General features: G+C 72.9%; 19 protein-coding genes. 10 read left to right on the forward strand and 9 right to left on the reverse strand.

Annotated features, from left to right (window positions below; translation table 11 throughout):
• The gene (locus tag ACZ41I_RS32985) at positions 1-321 is read left to right on the forward strand and encodes a hypothetical protein (protein WP_363215167.1); all 321 of its coding nucleotides are present in this window, start codon (positions 1-3) and stop codon (positions 319-321) included.
• The gene (locus ACZ41I_RS32990) at positions 318-959 is read left to right on the forward strand and encodes a hypothetical protein (RefSeq protein WP_468515781.1); all 642 of its coding nucleotides are present in this window, start codon (positions 318-320) and stop codon (positions 957-959) included. Before ACZ41I_RS32985 ends, ACZ41I_RS32990 begins: the two co-directional genes overlap by 4 nt.
• 21 nt (positions 960-980) lie before the next feature.
• Here the strand turns inward: ACZ41I_RS32990 and ACZ41I_RS32995 are convergent, their stop codons facing one another.
• Both ACZ41I_RS32995 and ACZ41I_RS33000 read right to left on the reverse strand, forming a co-directional pair.
• Positions 981-1397, reverse strand: coding sequence for a hypothetical protein (locus tag ACZ41I_RS32995; RefSeq protein WP_399766404.1), 417 nt, complete (start codon positions 1395-1397; stop codon positions 981-983).
• 59 nt (positions 1398-1456) lie between these two features.
• A complete protein-coding gene (locus ACZ41I_RS33000) occupies positions 1457-2551 on the reverse strand; it encodes an SCO2400 family protein (RefSeq protein WP_468515782.1) in 1095 nt (364 codons plus the stop codon).
• 147 nt (positions 2552-2698) lie between these two features.
• On the opposite strand from ACZ41I_RS33000, the gene ACZ41I_RS33005 reads away from it, so the two are divergent.
• The 3 genes from ACZ41I_RS33005 (at position 2699) to ACZ41I_RS33015 (ending at position 5641) form a co-directional block, all read left to right on the forward strand.
• Positions 2699-3472: a VOC family protein gene (locus ACZ41I_RS33005; protein WP_399766399.1), complete on the forward strand. Its 774-nt coding sequence runs from the start codon at positions 2699-2701 to the stop codon at positions 3470-3472.
• 149 nt (positions 3473-3621) lie between these two features.
• A complete protein-coding gene (locus tag ACZ41I_RS33010) occupies positions 3622-4380 on the forward strand; it encodes a GntR family transcriptional regulator (RefSeq protein WP_399766396.1) in 759 nt (252 codons plus the stop codon).
• Between the two features lie 4 nt (positions 4381-4384).
• On the forward strand, positions 4385-5641 hold the full coding sequence (locus ACZ41I_RS33015) for an MFS transporter (RefSeq protein WP_468515783.1): 1257 nt from the start codon (positions 4385-4387) through the stop codon (positions 5639-5641).
• A gap of 11 nt (positions 5642-5652) precedes the next feature.
• Here the strand turns inward: ACZ41I_RS33015 and ACZ41I_RS33020 are convergent, their stop codons facing one another.
• Positions 5653-6753, reverse strand: a complete 1101-nt coding sequence (locus ACZ41I_RS33020) for a hypothetical protein (RefSeq protein ID WP_468515816.1) — start codon at positions 6751-6753, stop codon at positions 5653-5655.
• Between the two features lie 174 nt (positions 6754-6927).
• Between ACZ41I_RS33020 and ACZ41I_RS33025 the strand changes: the two genes are divergently transcribed.
• The 3 genes from ACZ41I_RS33025 (at position 6928) to ACZ41I_RS33035 (ending at position 9715) form a co-directional block, all read left to right on the forward strand.
• Positions 6928-7215 (forward strand): hypothetical protein, encoded by a 288-nt coding sequence (locus tag ACZ41I_RS33025; RefSeq protein WP_399766390.1) that lies wholly within the window; start codon positions 6928-6930, stop codon positions 7213-7215.
• A gap of 209 nt (positions 7216-7424) precedes the next feature.
• Positions 7425-8369, forward strand: a complete 945-nt coding sequence (gene sigJ / locus ACZ41I_RS33030) for an RNA polymerase sigma factor SigJ (RefSeq protein WP_363215160.1) — start codon at positions 7425-7427, stop codon at positions 8367-8369.
• 143 nt (positions 8370-8512) lie between these two features.
• On the forward strand, positions 8513-9715 hold the full coding sequence (locus ACZ41I_RS33035; RefSeq protein WP_468320936.1) for an NAD(P)/FAD-dependent oxidoreductase: 1203 nt from the start codon (positions 8513-8515) through the stop codon (positions 9713-9715).
• A gap of 178 nt (positions 9716-9893) precedes the next feature.
• Here ACZ41I_RS33035 and ACZ41I_RS33040 read toward each other — a convergent pair whose 3' ends face one another.
• From ACZ41I_RS33040 to ACZ41I_RS33050, 3 genes are all read right to left on the reverse strand, one after another.
• Positions 9894-10757: a hypothetical protein gene (locus ACZ41I_RS33040; RefSeq protein ID WP_468515784.1), complete on the reverse strand. Its 864-nt coding sequence runs from the start codon at positions 10755-10757 to the stop codon at positions 9894-9896.
• A 105-nt stretch (positions 10758-10862) separates the two neighbouring features.
• A complete protein-coding gene (locus ACZ41I_RS33045) occupies positions 10863-11495 on the reverse strand; it encodes an RNA polymerase sigma factor (RefSeq protein ID WP_468515817.1) in 633 nt (210 codons plus the stop codon).
• Positions 11496-11678: 183 nt separating this feature from the next.
• A complete protein-coding gene (locus ACZ41I_RS33050; RefSeq protein ID WP_468515785.1) occupies positions 11679-12884 on the reverse strand; it encodes a S53 family peptidase in 1206 nt (401 codons plus the stop codon).
• Positions 12885-13184: 300 nt separating this feature from the next.
• On the opposite strand from ACZ41I_RS33050, the gene ACZ41I_RS33055 reads away from it, so the two are divergent.
• Both ACZ41I_RS33055 and ACZ41I_RS33060 read left to right on the forward strand, forming a co-directional pair.
• Complete coding sequence (locus ACZ41I_RS33055; protein ID WP_363215156.1) at positions 13185-14000, forward strand: TrmB family transcriptional regulator; 816 nt, start codon at positions 13185-13187, stop codon at positions 13998-14000.
• 140 nt (positions 14001-14140) lie between these two features.
• Entirely contained in the window at positions 14141-14362 is a 222-nt protein-coding gene (locus ACZ41I_RS33060; protein ID WP_363215155.1) for a hypothetical protein, read from the forward strand.
• Positions 14363-15184: 822 nt separating this feature from the next.
• Here the strand turns inward: ACZ41I_RS33060 and ACZ41I_RS33065 are convergent.
• From ACZ41I_RS33065 to ACZ41I_RS33075, 3 genes are all read right to left on the reverse strand, one after another.
• Positions 15185-15481, reverse strand: coding sequence for an SCO5918 family protein (locus ACZ41I_RS33065; RefSeq protein ID WP_468515786.1), 297 nt, complete (start codon positions 15479-15481; stop codon positions 15185-15187).
• A 99-nt stretch (positions 15482-15580) separates the two neighbouring features.
• Complete coding sequence (locus tag ACZ41I_RS33070; RefSeq protein ID WP_468320922.1) at positions 15581-17125, reverse strand: DEAD/DEAH box helicase; 1545 nt, start codon at positions 17123-17125, stop codon at positions 15581-15583.
• A 226-nt stretch (positions 17126-17351) separates the two neighbouring features.
• The gene (locus ACZ41I_RS33075) at positions 17352-17555 is read right to left on the reverse strand and encodes a cold-shock protein (RefSeq protein WP_007383480.1); all 204 of its coding nucleotides are present in this window, start codon (positions 17553-17555) and stop codon (positions 17352-17354) included.
• Positions 17556-17704: the final 149 nt, after the last annotated feature.

Consider the following 17704-nt stretch of genomic DNA (forward strand, 5'->3'; position numbering starts at 1 on the left):
GTGCCGCACGTGCCCAAGGACTACGAGGTCAAGAATCTGCCGGACCAGGAGAGCGGGTTCTCCTGGAACCTGGCCGGTGAGTCGCTCAGCATCTCCGGCGACTGCCCGGAGTGCGCCGGGGAGATGGAGCAGCCGGTCCCGCATGTGATCCCGGGGGCCGTGGCGAAGGGCCTGCCCGCCGGCGGCGCCTCGGCCGACGAGGTTCCCGCGCGGGTCTACATGCAGTGCGCCTGCGAGTACCCCCATCGGGGAGACGACAAGGAGACCGGCGGCTGTGGCGCGGCCTGGACGGCTGTCCGTCCTGCGGGCGGGACTTCGTGACCACCCCCAGGAGATACGCCCCCCAGCAGCTGCGGCGCGCCCATCAGCGGCTCCAGGCGATGACGGAGACCCAGCTGGAGATCGCGCGCGGACAGGCCGAGGGCTGGCGGAACTTCCTCACCGCCGCCACCGGCCTGCTGGCCGCGGTGCTGGTCCTCAAGGGCCGTGAGAACGTCGCCGAACTGCCCTCCGGATACCGGCTGACGGTTCTGCCGCTGGTGGCGGCCGGGCTGCTGTCGCTGCTCCTGGCCACCTTCCTCGCGGTGCGGGCCGTCCACGGGAAACCGGGTTTCGAGCTGAAGTACGCGGATGCCGGGAAGCTGCTCGACTGGGAACGGGAGGAGAGGGACCGCATCGCGCGGCTGATCCGCCGTGCCTGCTGGGCGACCCTCCTCGGCGTCCTGGCGACCGCGGCCGGGATCATGGTCACCTGGGTGGCCCCGGGGCCGGACGACCCGGCGTCGACGGTCATGGTCCACACACGGGGGGAATCGGTGTGCGGCGAGCTGCTCGCCGCCGACGGGTCCGGTGTGACGGTCGAGGTGAAGGCCCGGAAGGAAGCGAACGGTGCCGCGACGGTCCGGCACCTCGACTGGCGGCGCGACGCGGTGAGCGTGGCGCCCGTCAGCCAGTGCTGAGCATCCCCGGACTGCCGTACGTCAGCAGCCGTTGTCCGGGGACAGGGGCACGAACTGCACGCTGGTGTGGTCGTCGGCGGCCATGATCCTGTCGTAATCGGCGCGGTCGACGCGGTACCAGACGTCGTTGCGCTTGCGGTCGCCGTCGACGGCGTCCAGGCGGACGCACCAGCGCTCCGGGCGCAGCTCCTTGCGGTAGGTCTCGGTGCCGTCCTGGACCTTGCGGCAGGTGCGGTGGGTGCCGGTCGTGCAGTGTTTGACCAGGTGCGGACGGGTGGCCCGGGTGGTCGTGCGGGCCGTGTGGCGGACCGTGTCCTTGAGGCCGTGAACGGGGTCGGGGGCGTCGTCCGACGTGCCGCCGCAGGCGGTGAGCGCGGCCAGCAGGAGCGCCGTCAGCCCGGCCGCGCCCAGACGTGTGCGGAACATCGTGTCGAACATGTGTCTCTCTTCCCCCGGTTGCGGGCAGCGTAGCGCAGCCGACGACGCTGCCCGGCAGGTCAGCCGAGGCAGACCAGGACCAGGCAGAGCCGGTCGGACGAGGTCGAGGTCGGGGACGTCTGCGACGACGGGGCGGTGGACGTCGAGGTGCCGCTGCCGCTGCCGCTGCTGCTGTCGGTGGAGGACGACGGCTGTGTCGCCGTACCGGAGCCGCCCGTGCCCGTGCCCGTCCCGGTGCCGCTGCCGGTGCCCGTGCCGGAGGAGGACGGTGCGGTGGTCCGCGGCTGCGGGGCGGCCGGTGCCGCCGGTGCGGCCGGGTGCGGGGCCGCCGCCGCGGTGTGCGGGTGGCCGGCGGACTGTGCCGTGCGGGAGGCGGGCGCGAGGGTCTGCTGCCGGGGGACGCCGACGGCGGCCGTGCGTGCCGCCGGGGTGGCGGGCGTGAGCCGGTGGTGCCTGGTGGTCGCGGGCGGCGCGGGCGTGGACGCCGGGTGGCTGGGCGCGGCCGACGGGTCGTCGGTGAGGCCCATGCTGCGGTGGTCCGGTGCGGTGGCCGCCTGGGCCCGGTCGCCGGAGCCGCGGTCCAGCGAGGCGAGCGTCAGGCCGCCGCCGACCAGCGCGACGGCGGTCGCCACCACGGCCCGGCGCCGGCTCTTCTTCCAGCGGGCCCGCTGCCGGCGCCGCGCGGCGCGTCCCCGCGGGGCGGGCGGCGCGTCCGTGACGTCGGCGGGCGGGGCGTCGGGGGCGTCGGTCACCGGGGCGAGCGGGGCCGGGGCGAACGGCACGTCGGCGCGTGGCGCATCCGTGGCCTCGGCGGACGGCGCGAAGGCGGCCTCGGCGGGCGGCGCGAACGGGACGTCGGTGGCGTCGGCCGGGGCGGACGGGGCGTCGGTACCTGGTGCGAAAGCGACGCAGGGGAGTGGCGCGTCCGTGGCGGCGGTGGGTCGTGTGTCCGTGGTTTCGGTGGGCCGCGCCGTGGGGGCTGACTCGGCGGCGAACCAGTCGTGGCCGGCGAGCGGTGCCGATGGCTCCTGCCGGCCGGTGTTCGTGCCGAGGCCCTCGGTGCCGGGCGGGGCTATGTCCGGGGCGTACGCACCGCACCCGGGACAGACCAGGGCACCGTTGAGGTGCCGGCGGCACGAGGAGCAGTAGTCCATTTGTGGTCTTCCTGAGTCCAGGGGGAGCGGCGAGCAGCCACGCTAACGAGCCTTTCGAAAGGCTGTGTGCAGCCCGTGTGGCTCTCCTGCGCAGATTCGTGGGTTTCTCCGGGGGCGGCTGCACACCGGACCGGCAGGAGGACACGCATGCTCGGCACAGAGTTCCGCACCGGCTCGCCCATCTGGATCGACCTGGGCAGCCCCGACCCGCGGACGGCCGCGGCCTTCTACGGTGCCGTCTTCGGCTGGGAGTTCACCTCCGCCGGCCCGGAAGCGGGCGGCTACGGCTTCTTCCGGAAGAACGGCGGCACGGTGGCCGCCCTCGGCCCGCTGACCGAGGAGGGGGCGAGCTCCGCCTGGATGACGTACTTCCGTACCGACGACGCCCAGGCCGTCGCCCGGGCCGTGACCGACGCCGGCGGTACGGTGCGCGCCGAGCCCGTGAGCATGGGAGACGCCGCCTTCGCCCAGTTCACCGACCCGCAGGGCGCGCAGTTTGCTGTACTGCAGTCCGCGCAGGGCCTGCAGCGGGCGTCGGAGGACGACACGTTGGTGTGGGTGGAGCTGCACGTCGGCGACCCGGAGGCGGCCATCGGCTTCTACCGCGGGCTGTTCGGCTGGCGTGCCCAGCAGATGCAGGCGCCGGGCATGACGTACCAGGTGCTCAGCATCGGCGAGGGCGATCAGCAGGAGGGTTCCTTCGGCGGCGTGGCCCCGCTGCAGGACGGCCGGGAGGACGCGCGCTGGGTGCCTTACTTCGCCGTGGCCGACGCGGACGCGACCGTCGCCGCGGTGCGCGACAACGGCGGCACGGTGCTGATGCCGGCCGCGAACGTCCCCGGCGTCGGCCGCATCGCCTGGCTGGCCGACCCCGCCCAGGCGGTGTTCGCCGTCCTCAGGCCGGATCCGCGCCAGGCGTGAACTCCCCGACGGGCCGGTGCTCGTGGCGGGTGTGGCGGCGGCGCCGGCGGGCCGCGGGCTGACCGAGCGCAGTGCTGCTCCAGTAGCTTTCCGCCGGTGAAGTAGCTTGCGGACTCGTCCGGATCACCTCACGCACCGGAGAGTCGCACATGCCCCGCAAGGCGCCGTATCTCGCCGTGGCCGACGCGCTGCGCGCCCGGGTGCTCGCGGGCGAGTGGGCGATCGGCGGGCGGCTGCCGTCCCGGGCGCGCCTCGCCGAGGAGTACGGCGTCGGGCGCAACGTCGTGCAGCGGGCCGTGGACCGGCTGATCATCGAGGATCTGCTGGAGGGACGCGCGGGCTCCGGCACGTACGTCCGTACCCCGCGCGAGCGCCTGCGGATGGTCCGCTCGTGGCACCGTGAGCACCGGGGCTCCCTCGCCCTCGCCGGCCGTCGGGAGCGGGGCCGGGCCGCCGCCTGGGACGCGCACAGCCTGGTCCGCGTCCCCGCCCCCGAGGCCATCGCCGAGCGGCTCGCCATCGAACCCGGGGACCCGTGCGTCAACACGCAGTACGAGTTCCTCGCCGACGGGCAGCCCGTCCAGCTCTCCGACTCCTGGGAGCCGATGGCCGTCACGGAGGGGACACCGGTCGTCCTGCCCGAGAGGGGGCCGCTCGCGGGCCAGGGGGTCGTGGAGCGCATGCGCGCCATCGGCGTGGTCGTCGAGACCGTCGTCGAGGTGCCGCGCCCGGCCCGTGCCGGCCGGACGGAGGCGAATCTGCTCGGGATCGGCGTCGGGGATCTGGTGCTGCGCATCGAACGGACCATCTACGACACCGACGGACGTCCGGTGGAGACCGCCGACATCGTCATTCCGGACGTACGCCGCGAGGTCGTCTACGAGTTCGCCGTCGACGTGAGGTCGTGAGCCGATGCGCCTGCGCCCGCGTGACCCCGACTTCGGGCTGCTGTTCGCCGCCACCGCGCTCGGTCAGCTGGGCGATCGCATCCTCTTCCTGGCGCTGCCGCTGGCCGCCATCGCCGCGCTGCACGCCGACCCGTTCCAGGTCGGAGTGCTGACCGCGCTGACCACGGCGGGTTCGCTGCTGGTGGGGCTGCCGGCCGGGGCCTGGGTGGACCGGATGCGCAAGCGGTCGGTGCTGGTCGCCGCCGACCTCGCGCGGGCACTGGTGCTCATGACCGTACCGACGGCCTGGTGGACCGGTCTGCTGTCGATCCGCGTGCTCTACGCCGTCGCACTCGTCCATGGGGTGCTGACCGTGTTCTTCGACGTCGCGTACGTCAGCTGTCTGCCGCACCTGGTGGGGCGCGGACGGCTCGTCGAGGCGAACGCGAGGCTGTCGGCGGTCCGTTCGGTCACCAGTGTCGGCGGGCCGGCCGTGGCGGGTCCGCTGGCCGGCTGGGCCGGGGCGCCGGCGACGCTCGTGGCGAGTGCGGCCGGGATGGCCGCTTCGGCGTTCCTCGCGAGCCGTATCCGCGAGCGGGAGCCGAAGCCGGGGGCGAGCGGGAGGCGTGAGCGGTCCCGATTGCGCCGGGAGATCACGGAAGGGCTGAGGTTCGTGCTCGGGCAGCCCGTCCTGCGCGCGACCGTGCTCGGCGACGCGCTCTTCAACGTCTTCCTCGTGATGTACCAGACCATGCTGCTTGTCTTCCTGGAACGGGGGTTGGGCCTCGGGCCGTCCGCCGTCGGCCTGGTTTTGTCGGGCATGGGCTGCGGTGCCCTGCTGGGCGCCTTGCTGGCGACCCGCCTGGCGCAGCGGCTCGGGCAGGGCCCCGTGATCTGGCTCGCGCCGCTCGTCACCTGCCCGCTGACCGCCGTGATGCCGGCCGCGCGACCGGGATGGAGCGTGTGTGCGGCGGCGGCCGGGCTCGCGGCCCTCTCGCTGGGCGGGGTGGTTCGGGTCGTGGCCCAGTCGAGCGTCCAGCAGGCCCTCACCCCGGACCGGCTGCTGGGCAGGATGAGCGCGACGGCCCGGTTCGTGTCCTGGGGCGGCCTGCCGCTCGGCGGAGTCCTGGGCGGGGTCTCGGGCTCGGCGTTCGGAGCGGCGGCCACCTTGTGGCTCGGCGCGGCCGGCATGACGCTGAGCTTCCTGCCGGCCTTCCTGTCCCCACTGCGCACCTTGCGCACACTGCGCACCACGCGCCCGGCGCGGCTCACGGCCGGGTAGCCGTACGCCGCCTACGACCGGCTGGCCGTCCCGCACGCCGTGTCGCCGCCGCCCCGCTCGCCGGCGTCGATCGGCCCGCTCCGGTCGTACGGGTCGATGGCCGGGCCGGTGCCCGGGCTCGCGCTGCCGGCACCGAACTCGGGGGTGAGGTAGCCGGTGTAGGTGCCGCAGCCGCCGTTGGTGGTGTCCACCTTGTAGGACAGGAGCGAGAACGTACCCGGCTCGGTGATCACCTCGGCCGGGTCGTCCCAGCTCATGACGATCTCCCGGCGCACGATGGTGCGTTCGACGTCGTCGTCGTCGCCTCCCGCCGCGGCGCGCACGACCGGATAGACGAACGTGACGTCGGCCGTCACCTCGACCGCGCCGCGCCTGCCCTTCCGGTACGTGATCCGTCCCCGGGTCTTGACGACGTCCCCGACGAGCCGGACCTTCGTCGTGTCGAACCGGCTGAACAGCAGCAGCGGGTCGTTCTTGCGGCTGGGTGCACGGAACGCGGTCGCCAGGTAGTCCCGGACGTCCTGCTGACGGGGATTGATCAGCGCGATCGCCTTCCCCGGCCGCTTCCCGCCCAGCACACCGGCATCCAGACCGGACGCGGCGAGGAAGTCCCGGCTCCGGTTCAGCGCCTGCGCGACCTGTGCCTTGCTCATCCAGCCGGTCGCCCGTGCCGCGGGCATGCCGATCCCCGCCGTCCCGTCACCCCAGCGCGCCGCCGGAGATCCCCTGAACGGCTCGGCCCGGGTGGGCCGTTGGTCCGCCGCCTCGGTCGGGGGCGGCTGGTCCGGGCGCCTGGACTCCACGGCGAGCGGCGCACCCGCGCCGCCGCCCCCGCCGCCGAACCATCCGGTCAGCCGCCCCGGGTTCAGCGCCACGACCAGCAGACCGGCCGCGACCAGCAGACCGACCACGTACCGGCCCTTGCCGCCGCGCCGCCGGGCAGGTTCATGGCTCCGCCACGCGACCGGCCGGTCCGGTTCCTCCCGCAGCCGCCGGGCCACCATCCGCGCCCGCGCGGACGGCTCCTTGGGCGCGTCCCCGGTCCCGGCCTCGGCCTCCCGCAGGAAGCGCTCCCACTCCTCGTCCGGTATGGACGCCCTGCCCTTGCCCACGACGAACTCCCGCCCCTCATCCGGGCCGCCCGGCCCCTCCCCGGGGCGGCTCACGGCCCGCATCATCACACGGCCCGGCCCCTCGCTCACGGGCGGCCGGAACAATTCGGGCGTACGGCGCGCTGTTCCTGATGCCCAGTGGGCGGAGCCGACCGGTGGAGGAGCGTGAGACCGATGGCGATGGCGCATACGGCAGGCACGGTGCGTACGGCGGGCACGGCGGGACACGACCGGAGCGACAGCCCCCTCGTGACCAGGTGCGGACGCAGGATCGACGTGCGGTGCCTGTGGCTCGGGCAGCCGGAGCGTCCCGTCGGCCGGATCACGCTGGACGTGGGCGAGGACCAGGGCGGCGAGCCGGGAGTCTGGGCGGCGCTCACCCCGGACGAGGCGCGGGATCTGGCCCGCCTGCTGCTTCAGCAGGCGGGAGCGGCCGAACGGCCCGCCGCCGACCTTCCGTAGTCCGGCCGGGCCGGGCCGAGTGCGGATCGGCCACGCCCCGCCTCACGGCGCGAGGACGATCTTTCCCGTGGTGCGCTTGGCCTCGAGTACGGCGCGTTGCTCACCCGCCGTGCCGCCCGGCCCTGCCGGGCACCCGCCCGCACCGGCGCCCGCGGCGTCCGCTGACGGGGGCGGGCCCGTCGTACGCGACAGGGCCTAGGATCCTCGCCATGGCCCTGACGGTGAACGACGTGGACCGGTTCGAGGCCTCCAGGCCCCGCCTGGAGGCGATCGCCTACCGCCTGCTCGGCTCGGCGAGCGAGGCCGAGGACGCCGTGCAGGACACGTTCCTGCGCTGGCAGGCGGCCGACACCGAGCGCATCGAGGTCCCCGAGGCCTGGCTGACGAAGGTGCTCACCAACCTGTGCCTCAACCAGCTCACCTCGGCCCGCGCCCGGCGCGAGACGTACGTGGGCCAATGGCTCCCCGAGCCGCTGCTCGCCGGTGACCCGATGCTCGGCCCGGCCGACACCGCCGAACAGCGCGAGTCGGTGTCGTACGCGGTCATGGCCGTACTGGAGCGGCTGTCCCCGGTCGAGCGGGCCGTGTACGTCCTCCGGGAGGCCTTCGGCTACCCGCACCGGGAGATCGCCGGGATCCTCGGCCTCACCGAGGCCGCCAGCCAGCAGATCTTCCACCGCGCCAAGAAGCACGTGGCGGACGGCAGGGCCCGTACCGAGATCGACGAGGCCGCCGCCCGGCGGGTCATCGACGAGTTCCTCGCGGCCGCCACCAGCGGCCGGACCGAGCCGCTGGTACGGCTGCTCACCCAGGACGCCGTCTCGATCGGCGACGGCGGCGGGAAGGTCCCGGCCCGCACCAAGGCGTTCGAAGGCGCCCTCGCGGTCGCGAAGTTCATGCGGGGCCTGTTCAAACCCAGCAGGGCCAAGCAAGCCCTGGTCGGCGGCTCGCCCGAGGTCCACGCCACGACCGCCAACGGCGGCCCCGCACTCGTGGCGGTCCTCGACGGCCGGGTCATCGGCGTCATGTGCCTGGAGATCACCCCGGAGGGCATCGCCGCGTTCCGCAACCAGGCCAACCCCGACAAGCTCGAACGCGCGACCCGGCAGTGGGCGGCCACCGACCACGGAGACCCCCTGCTCCGATTCTTCTGACCGCCTTCCGGCCACCTCCGGTGTGCGATGTGAGCTGCTTCACATCCCGTTCCTGTCAGTAAACGGCGGCCCGCCCGGTTCAAGGGGCGAATCCGCTGAAGCGCATCCCCTGGAGCGCATCCGCTGAAGACAGGAGCAGGGACATGCAGCACCGCATCGTCGTCCTCGGAGCCGGATACTCCGGAGCCATCGCCGCCGGGCGCCTCGCCAAGCGGCTGCACCGCGAGGACGTCGCCATCACGCTCGTCAACGCCGAGCCGGACTTCGTCGAGCGCGTCCGGCTGCACCAGCTCGCGGCCGGCCAGGATCTCAGGCCCCGGCCCTTCAGCGAGATGTTCGCGGGCACCGGCGTCGAACTGAGGACGGCGCGGGTCACCGGCGTCGACGTCGACCGCAGGACGGTGACCGTCAACGGCTCCGGTCCGGCTGAGGAGTTGGCGTACGACACCCTCGTGTACGCCCTCGGCAGCGGCTGGGACGACCAGGGCGTCCCCGGCGTCGCCGAGCACGCCCACGAGATCGCCGGTCGCGTCGGCGCACTCCGGCTGCGCGAGCGGCTGGCCGGCCTGGACGCCGGCGCGCCCGTGGTCGTGGTCGGCGGCGGTCTCACCGGTCTTGAGGCGGCGACCGAGATCGCCGAGGCCCGCCCCGACCTCGACGTCGCCCTCGCCGCCCGCGCCGGCCTCGGCGACTGGCTCTCGCCCAAGGGTCGCCGGCACCTGCGGAAGGTCTTCGGCAGGCTCGGCATCACCGTGCACGAACACACCGCCGTCACCGCCGTCGGGAGCGACCGCGTCACCACCGCCGAAGGCGGGACGATCCCCGCCGCGGTCACCGTGTGGACCACAGGGTTCGCCGTCCATCCGATCGCGCGGGCCACCACCCTGGAGGTCGGCGGCACGGGCCGGATCGTGGTCGACCGGACCATGCGCTCGGTCTCGCACCCGGACGTGTACGCCATCGGCGACGCGGCCCTGGTGCAGGGCCCCGGCGACAAGCCGCTGCGGATGTCGTGCGCCTCGGGCGTCCCCACCGCATGGCAGGCCGCCGACGCCATCGCGGCCCGGCTGACCGGCCGAAAGCTCCCGAAGGTGCCGCTGCGCTACTTCAACCAGTGCATCTCGCTGGGTCGCAGGGACGGTCTGATCCAGTACGTCACCGCCGACGACCGCGCCGTCCGGGCGGCCCTGACGGGACGCCTCGCCGCCCGCTACAAGGAACTGGTCTGCAAGGGCGCGGCCTGGGGCGTGGCCCACCCGGTGCTGGGGATCCCGGCCCGGCGCCGCGTGACCCACCGTCCGGTCCAGCCCGCCGCTCCGGCCAAGACCCCGACGCCTTCCGTGTGACCGGCGCATCCGACTGATGCCCGGACCCCGTCCGCCCGGCCCCTCGACGCCGGTTCCGTGCGCGAGCCGCGGCAGATCGGTGTCGAGCGGGAGGGCTGGGGACAGGGCGCCGGCGGCCTGGCGCACCCGTGGACCCGGTCGCCGCGAAGGACGTACGAGGACGTAGGAGTCCGTTGGGCTACGAGTGCTTCCCGCCGCCCTTGCCGGTGCCCTTCCCGCCGCCCGCCTGGCCGGTTCCACCGCTTGTGCCGCCGTTGCCGGTCCCGTTGTCACCGGACGTGCCGGTACGGGGCGTGCCCTTGCCGGAAGTCCCGTTGCCGGAAGTCCCGTTGCCGGAGGTGCCGGTGTTCCCCGCCGTGCTGTGGCCGGTGTCTGCGGCATCCTTGCCGGGCTTGCCCCTGCCCGCCGGTCCGGCCGATGCACGTGTCAGCTGCTCGGAGCAGTAGGCGGCAACCCTGTTCTCCCCGCCGGCGGCTGCGACGAGCCGCTGCCACGCCCGCGCGTCGAGGGCCTTGCCGCGCTTGTCGACCTGTTCGTAGGCGCGGCAGTGGGCCTCGGTGTCCTTGGCGGACGAAGGGCGGTCCGTCGGTCCGTGGCCGACGGAGGGCGCGGACGAGGCGGCACCGCCCGGCCGGGCCGGGGTGACCGCCGACGGGTGTGCGGGCCCCCGGCCGGTACCGGTGCCGTCCGTGGACGAGCCAGCGGAACCGATGGCCGCGACCGCGACACCGCCCAGGGTGAGGCTGGCGAAGACCACGCCGAACGTCATCCGCACCGGGCGCCGGGCGCGCCGTGCCTCGGGCAGCCGCCAGTCGTCCCGGCGCCGGGTACGCGCCCGGCGGGCGCCCGCGCCGTGGGCGGCGGCCCGGAAGGCGGCCAGGGCCCGCCGCTCGGCCTCGGGGTCGAGGTGGTCCGCGCGGATGACGGTGGCCAGCAACGTTTCCAGCGGGGACTCCGGCCCGTCCCACGCGCCGGACACGGCGCCCTCAGGGTGCACACGTCGACGGCCCGGCACTCCGTCGGCGCTCAGCCGTTCACCCATGTGCGTTTCCGTTCCTGTCCGACAGTTTCGATTCGTTCTGCGTAGGGGCCTGATGCCTTTTCGTACGCACACTGTCGACGTCGTGGTTCATTTCGGCGTCGTAGTTCATGTCGACTTCCCCAGCGTGCGGCAGGCCCCATCCGTCACACCCGTCTCCGCCTCGCCGCCGGCACCCAGTTGCCGGGCGAGGCGTTTGAGGCCTCGGTGGGCGGCCGTGCGCACCGCTCCCGGGCGCTTGCCGAGAACGCGCGCGGTGGCGGGCCCGTCCAGGCCGACGACGACCCGCAGGAGCACGGCCTCGGCCTGGTCCTCGGGCAGCGCGCGGACCAGTTCGAGGGCCCGCTCGGTGGAGAGGCTCTCCAGGGCCTGTTCATAGGTGCTGGACGCGGCGGGCAGGTGGAGTACGTCCTGTTCCGTGCCTCCCGCCCGGGGCCGTACCCGTTTGCGGCGCAGGTGGTCCAGGGCACGGTGCCGGGCGATGGTCGCGGTCCAGCCCCGGAAGCCGGCGCCGTCGCCCTTGAAGCGTCCGAGGTCGCGGGCTATCTCCAGCCAGGCCTCGGACGCCACGTCCTCCGCGTCGTCGCCGACGATGCCGTGCAGGTAACCGAGCAGGCCCGGCTGCACCATCCGGTAGGCGACCGCGAAAGCGGTCTCGTCACCGTCCTGGGCCCGCGCGACCGCCGCGCCCAGTTCCCCGTCGTACGCCTGTACGCGCCGGGGTTGCCGTACCTGGCCCAAGACTGTCCTCGTTCGCACCGGTTCGCAGCGATTCCTTGCCGTCCGCCGTGCTCCGGTCGTGTCGACGGCCCCATGGTGACCAGCGTCCGGGCTCGCGGAAATGTCACAACGTCCACGAGCGGACGGCACTTCGCCCCGCCGGACGGCCGGCGGGGCGAAGCGGGCGGAGCGGGAGCCTTCGCTCTACTTGGTGAAGGCCGCGGTGCCGTTGGGGGTGCCCAGGCCCGTCGGGCCGTCGTAGCCCTTGCCTGCCTTGCACTGGTAGTCGCTGCACGACCCGTTGGCGCCGTCGGTGACGTCGTTCAGCTTGTCCAGGTGGGCGTACGGGTAGGAGGCCGGAGTGTCACCGGCGCCCGGGTTGCCCGCGAGGGCGTAGACGCCGGCGACGAACGGCGCGGAGGCGCTGGTGCCGCCGTACACGTTCCAGCCGCCGGCCTGGTAGGTGTCGTAGACGGCGAGGCCGGTGGCCGGGTCGGCGACGGCCGCGACGTCGGCGACGCTGCGCTTGGTGCAGCCGGTGTCCTTCTGCCAGGACGGCTTGGTGTCGAACTGCGAGCAGCCCGAGCCCGCACCCTCACCGCCGGCGGACGTGCCCCAGACGGACTCGGACCAGCCGCGGGTGCTGCTGTCCTTCCTGAGCGAGGTGCCTCCGACGGCGGTGACGTACTGGGAGGCGGCCGGGTACTCGGTGCCGTAGCCGCTGTCGCCGGAGCTGACGGTGATGGCGACGCCGGGGTGCTTGAAGTACTTGTCGTCCGCGGAGGTGTCGGCCGCCTCCTCGTTGCCGCCATAGCTGTTGGAGACGTACTTGGCGCCCTGCTTGACGGCCTGGTTCACGGCCGCGCCGAGGTCGTCCATGCCGGCGGACCTGGCCTCGACGAGCAGGATGTGGCACTGGGGGCAGGCGGCGCTGACCATGTCGACGTCGAGGGAGATCTCGCCGGCCCAACCCTGATCCGGAGCGGGGTAGTTGGTGCCGCCGTCCTGGTCGATCTTCTTGAAGCAGCCGTTGCTCGTGCTGCACTCCGGAAGGCCGTACTGGGACCGGTAGGCCGCCAGGTCCTTCTCGGCGTTCGGGTCGTCGTTCGCGTCGACGATCGCGACGGTGGCGCCCTTGCCGCCGTCCTTCGGCAGGTTGTACGCGGCCTGCAGGTCGGCCGGCCCGAAGCCCTTGGGGGTGTCGTGGCGGCCGAGGGACTTCTGCACCTTCAGGTCGGTGCGCACGACCGCCTGGCACGCCATGGAGCCGGGCTTGCTCGGCTCCGAACAGAGCGGGCGGGTGTGCACCGTGGAGGCGGAGGCCGCGGGAGCTGCGGTGGTCGGCGTCGCGAAGGCTGCCGACTGGGTGGCGACGGCCAGGCCGCCGGTGATCAGGACTGCTGCGGACACCAGCGCGGGCGCGCTGCGGCGTATCGGGTTCCTTCTGCGGTGGGAATGCAATGAACTGCCCTCCGTGGGGGGATGGGCGGCTCCGTGACGGCGGCCGGAAGCACTCGTATGTCACGCACATGACAAGCACTTGCGGTTGGGGGTGGCCGACGGGAGCCGACTTCCGGGCAAACTGCTGGTGCTGCCACCCCGGTCAGTGGTGGCTACACATGAGGCTATGGACAGTTTGCCGAAGAGAACAGTGCCAGTTGGTAAAACCTTGCTCTCAACTCCCCGGGGGCACAGGTACCTTGTGCAGCCATGGAGCTTGAAGACGGAACCATCAACGACCTGATGTCGCTGGGTCTCGCCCGGTACGAGGCACGGGTCTACCTGACGCTCATCAGGCGTGGTTCTTACACGGCCGCCGAGGTGGCCCGGGAGGCCGACGTGCCGCGCCAGCGCGTCTACGACGTACTGGACGCACTCGTACGACGACAGCTGGCCACCACCCATCCCGGGCGAGTGGCCACGTACTCCGCCGTCACCCCCGAGCTGGCCCTCGCCCGCCTGATGGCGGTGCAACGGGAGTCGGTCGACCGGCTGGAGCGGGTCTCGCAGGGCTTGGCCGGCCTCCTGCAGCCCCTCTGGTTCCAGGGCCGCGAACACACCGACCCGCTGGACTACATCGAGATCCTGCGCGACCCCAAGGCGATCTCCGAACGCTTCGCCGACATCCAGCGGCAGGCGCGGCACGAACTTCTCACCTTCTGCAAGCCGCCGTTCGTCGCTCCCGCCGAGAACACGGAGGGCATGGAGGTGGTCCGCCGGCTGCACCGCGCCGGCGGTACCGTCCGCGCGATCTACCTGGACGCCGCCCTGGAGGACCCCGAGACGGTGGAGCACGTACGGCGCTTCGCCGCGGCGGGCGAGGAGGCCCGCTTCGCCTCCGAACTGCCGCTGAAGCTCGTCATCGCCGACGCCTCCCTCGTCCTGTGCGACATGCCCGACCCGGTGGCCGGCGCGGGCACCACCACCACGCTCTTCATCGAGCACCCCGCCCTGGCGGGCTGTCTGCGGCTGGCCTTCCACACCGTGTGGAAGGACGCCGCGCCGAAGGGAATGCCGAACGCGTGACACGGGTTCCCGGCCGGCCGACGCCGGGGCCCCCGGATGGCGCCGCCGATGAGCGCTGCGGTGAATGTCGCATTAGCCTCCGAAATGAGCGCTAAGTGGATCTTTGTGTTGGCGCGCTCCACTCGACCCCAGGAGGACGAATGCGCAAGCTCTCCAAGGCCGCTGCGGCGGCCGCGGTCATCGCTAGCGTGAGCTTCATAGCCACCGGCACCACCACGACCGCCGCCACTGCCCAAGGCGCGGTCATGCATCGCGGCGGGTGCATCGACGTCCTGGGTGAGGTGGGCATCCTCAACGGCCTGGGAGGCAACTTGCTGAACGGCGAGGGCAATCCAGGCGCCCAGTTCACCGATTGCGGGTAGCCGGTCACCCAGCTCACCGAGTGGGGTCTCGGCGCCCGGGCCGCAGGCCCGCCGCCCGTTCGGCCATCAGTGGCCTGTACTCATGTGAGAAGTGGATGCCAAGGGCCCCGGACCGCGACCGGTCCGGGGCCCTTGCACGGCTCCGGGACCCTTGGAGAGCGAGGACGGGGACACGGACCGCACAGCCAACTCGGCTCCGAGCCCGGATCACTTCAGCCCGAGGGCGGCGCGCTGGGCGCCCAGCATGCCCACGCGCATCCTCCGCTCGCCACCGGTCGCGGGTCCGCCGAACCGGTCCTCGCTGCCGGTGCCGAGGTCGGGCAACTCCTCGGCACCGGCCGGCTGGTGACCCTGACCGGTCCGGGAGGCGTCGCAAGACGCGGCTGTCCGCGGAGGTGGCGGCGACGGCCGGCGACGAGGTGTGCTTCGTGGAACTGGCCGCACTGCAGGACACCGCCGTTCTGTCGCAAGCCCTCCTGGGCGCCCTGGGCGCCCAGGGCCTGCGGGAGAGCGGGCTGCACCTGGCAGCCGGTGCGCAGGGCCCGTTGGACCGCCTGGTCGCCGCGCTGCCCGGCCGGCTGCTGCTGCCCGCGCCGCGCACCGGGCGTTCGCACCCGACCCGGGGACCGTACGGCGTGTCTGCACCGCACTCGACAACCTGCCGCTGGCCATCGAGCTGGCGGCGACCACGCCGACGCCCGGACACGGTACCGGGAGGCCGCGCAGGCCGCGGTGGACGCGGTCACCGTGGCCGCCACCCTGCCCGAAGCACTGCGCCTGCTGGGCCTCCCCGAGCCGCTGGTCGAGGCGGTGAGCCGGGTGTCACCAGCCCAGCAGGTCCTCATCGGTTCGTGTGTGCGGGGCCGACGGGGCCGACGGGGCCGGGGGTGCGTCGTGGCAGGTGAAGCCGAGCCGGGTCAGTGCCCGGCGCATCTCACCCGATGTGAAGTCGCGACGGCTCTGCTTGGTGATCACTTCGCCGACCTGCATCACGGGGTAGACGTGACGGCCGATCGTCACGGCCAGGCCCGTGACCGGCTCGGGTGTGATGCCACTCATCGACTGCTCGACCTCACTCTTGGTCAGGTCGAAGGGGAAACGGGCGATGACACAGCGCATGGATGACTCCACAGGGTTGGGGAGGAACTCCGGAGGGACCGACAGGGCGACGGCGGTCAGCAGGGGGGCGAGGAGGCCGGAGGAGTCCCGGTGCCTGGCCTAGGTGTTGCTCTTCGGGGCGGCGTGACGGGTCCGGCCGGCGGACCGTCCACTGCCGCCACGGTCGGCGGCCCGGCCACTCCCGCCACGGGCGGCGGTCCGTCCCCTGCGACCACGGGAGGTGGCTCCCGTGCGCTTGCTTCGTTCGGCTCGGTCGGCTCGTGCGGCTGGTTCGGCGACCGGCGCGCTGAGGGTGACCGGCACGCCGGAGGGCGTACGGGCGCCGGTGATGCGGTGCAGTTCGGCCTCCCCCGGGCGGATCCGCACGGTACGCGGAGTGATGTCGGCGTCGGCCATCAGACGGTCCATCGCGCGCCGCTGGTGCGGCAGCACGAGGGTGACGACGGTGCCGGACTCGCCGGCGCGGGCGGTACGGCCGCCGCGGTGCAGGTAGTCCTTGTGGTCGCCGGGAGGGTCGACGTTCACGACGAGGTCGAGCCCCTCGACGTGGATCCCGCGGGCGGCGACGTTGGTGGCCACCAGGGCCGTGACATGGCCGTCCTTGAACTGGGCAAGGGTCCGGTTGCGCTGTGACTGGGACTTGCCGCCGTGCAGGGCCGAGGCATGCACACCGACGGACAGCAGGTGCTTGGTCAGCCGGTCGACCGCGTGCTTGGTGTCGAGGAACATGATCACCCGACCGTCGCGGGCGGCGATCTCGGTCGCGGCGGTGTGTTTGCCGGCGTCGTCCACGTGCAGCAGATGGTGCTCCATGGTGCTGACGGCCCCCGCGGACGGGTCGACCGAGTGCACCACGGGATCATGCAGGTAACGGCGCACCAGCAGGTCGATGTTGCGGTCCAGGGTGGCCGAGAACAACAACCGCTGACCGCTCGCGGGCACGAGGTCGAGCAGCGCGGTCACCTGCGGCATGAAGCCCATGTCGGCCATCTGGTCGGCTTCGTCCAGAACGGTGACGGCGACCTGGTCCAGCCGGCAGTCGCGCCGTTCGATGAGGTCCTTGAGGCGGCCGGGCGTCGCGACGACGACCTCGGCACCGCCGCGCAGCGCGCTCGCCTGCCGGCCGATCGACATGCCGCCCACCACGGTGGCGAGCCGCAGTCGCAGGGCGCGGGCGTAGGGGGTGAGCGCGTCGGTGACCTGCTGGGCCAGTTCCCGGGTGGGGACGAGGACGAGGGCGAGCGGCTGCCGGGGCTGGGCCCGCTGCCCGTCCAGACGGGCGAGCACCGGCAGACCGAAGGCGAGCGTCTTGCCCGAGCCGGTACGGCCCCGGCCCAGGACGTCCCGGCCGGCCAGCGCGTTCGGCAGCGTGGCCGCCTGGATCGGGAACGGCGCGGTCACGCCCTCGGCGCCGAGCGTGGCGAGCAGACGCGCGGGCATGGCCAGCTCGGCGAACGTCGAGACGGCCGGCAGCGGCTCGGTGAGCGTGACCGGCAGAGCGAACTCCTGTCGGTGCGTGGCGGAGCGTGCTCCCTGGCCGCTCCTTCGCCCGGTGACCGGACGATTGCTCTGCCGGCCCTTCTCCTGCGTACGGGAGCGGCTGCGGCGAGTGGAACTGCCGCCAGTTCCATGGGTGCGGTTCATACAGGAACCTCCTCGATGCGGCGTATCGAGGAATTCCGTCAGCAGTGCGCCGGAGCAGGATTCACAAGAATGAGCCGAATAAATGTGAAAAGCCGGACCGATTTGGGAAAGCGGCGGTCCGGGCAGCGTCGACCGGGAAAGCAATGAGCTGGGGCCCGCACCCCAAGAGCGCGGGCCCCAGCCTCACGATGCGCGAACCACTGGCTCGCGACGATTCGCGTCAGTGTCAGGCAGGAACGATGTTCTCGGCCTGCGGGCCCTTCTGGCCCTGCGTGACGTCGAAGGTAACCTTCTGGCCTTCCTGAAGCTCGCGGAAGCCGGAGGTGGCGATGTTCGAGTAGTGGGCGAACACGTCAGCGCCGCCACCGTCCTGCTCGATGAAGCCGAAGCCCTTTTCCGCGTTGAACCACTTCACGGTGCCAGATGCCATATTGAATCTCCCTTGGGGGGCAGTGCCGGACCCCGCACTTTGCGGAGCCGAGTCGCCGCGATGATCACCCCTCCGGAAGAACCGGAAAGCTCTGCAAAGAAACAAGTCTCTGGCAACCAAAACTGCAACTGCCTATCACGCTAACACAG

The sequence above is a fragment of the Streptomyces sp. NPDC030799 genome (assembly GCF_055572255.1).

Coding starts and splice junctions, on each gene's coding strand:
- ACZ41I_RS33060 (WP_363215155.1), top strand. CDS start 14,141: ATGCGCAAGCTCTCCAAGGCCGCTGCGGCGGCCGCGGTCATCGCTAGC.
- ACZ41I_RS33035 (WP_468320936.1), top strand. CDS start 8,513: ATGCAGCACCGCATCGTCGTCCTCGGAGCCGGATACTCCGGAGCCATC.
- ACZ41I_RS33055 (WP_363215156.1), top strand. CDS start 13,185: ATGGAGCTTGAAGACGGAACCATCAACGACCTGATGTCGCTGGGTCTC.
- ACZ41I_RS33015 (WP_468515783.1), top strand. CDS start 4,385: ATGCGCCTGCGCCCGCGTGACCCCGACTTCGGGCTGCTGTTCGCCGCC.
- ACZ41I_RS33065 (WP_468515786.1), bottom strand. CDS start 15,481: ATGCGCTGTGTCATCGCCCGTTTCCCCTTCGACCTGACCAAGAGTGAG.
- ACZ41I_RS33005 (WP_399766399.1), top strand. CDS start 2,699: ATGCTCGGCACAGAGTTCCGCACCGGCTCGCCCATCTGGATCGACCTG.
- ACZ41I_RS33010 (WP_399766396.1), top strand. CDS start 3,622: ATGCCCCGCAAGGCGCCGTATCTCGCCGTGGCCGACGCGCTGCGCGCC.
- ACZ41I_RS33070 (WP_468320922.1), bottom strand. CDS start 17,125: ATGAACCGCACCCATGGAACTGGCGGCAGTTCCACTCGCCGCAGCCGC.
- ACZ41I_RS33000 (WP_468515782.1), bottom strand. CDS start 2,551: ATGGACTACTGCTCCTCGTGCCGCCGGCACCTCAACGGTGCCCTGGTC.
- ACZ41I_RS33040 (WP_468515784.1), bottom strand. CDS start 10,757: ATGGGTGAACGGCTGAGCGCCGACGGAGTGCCGGGCCGTCGACGTGTG.
- ACZ41I_RS32995 (WP_399766404.1), bottom strand. CDS start 1,397: ATGTTCGACACGATGTTCCGCACACGTCTGGGCGCGGCCGGGCTGACG.
- sigJ (WP_363215160.1), top strand. CDS start 7,425: ATGGCCCTGACGGTGAACGACGTGGACCGGTTCGAGGCCTCCAGGCCC.
- ACZ41I_RS33075 (WP_007383480.1), bottom strand. CDS start 17,555: ATGGCATCTGGCACCGTGAAGTGGTTCAACGCGGAAAAGGGCTTCGGC.
- ACZ41I_RS33025 (WP_399766390.1), top strand. CDS start 6,928: ATGGCGATGGCGCATACGGCAGGCACGGTGCGTACGGCGGGCACGGCG.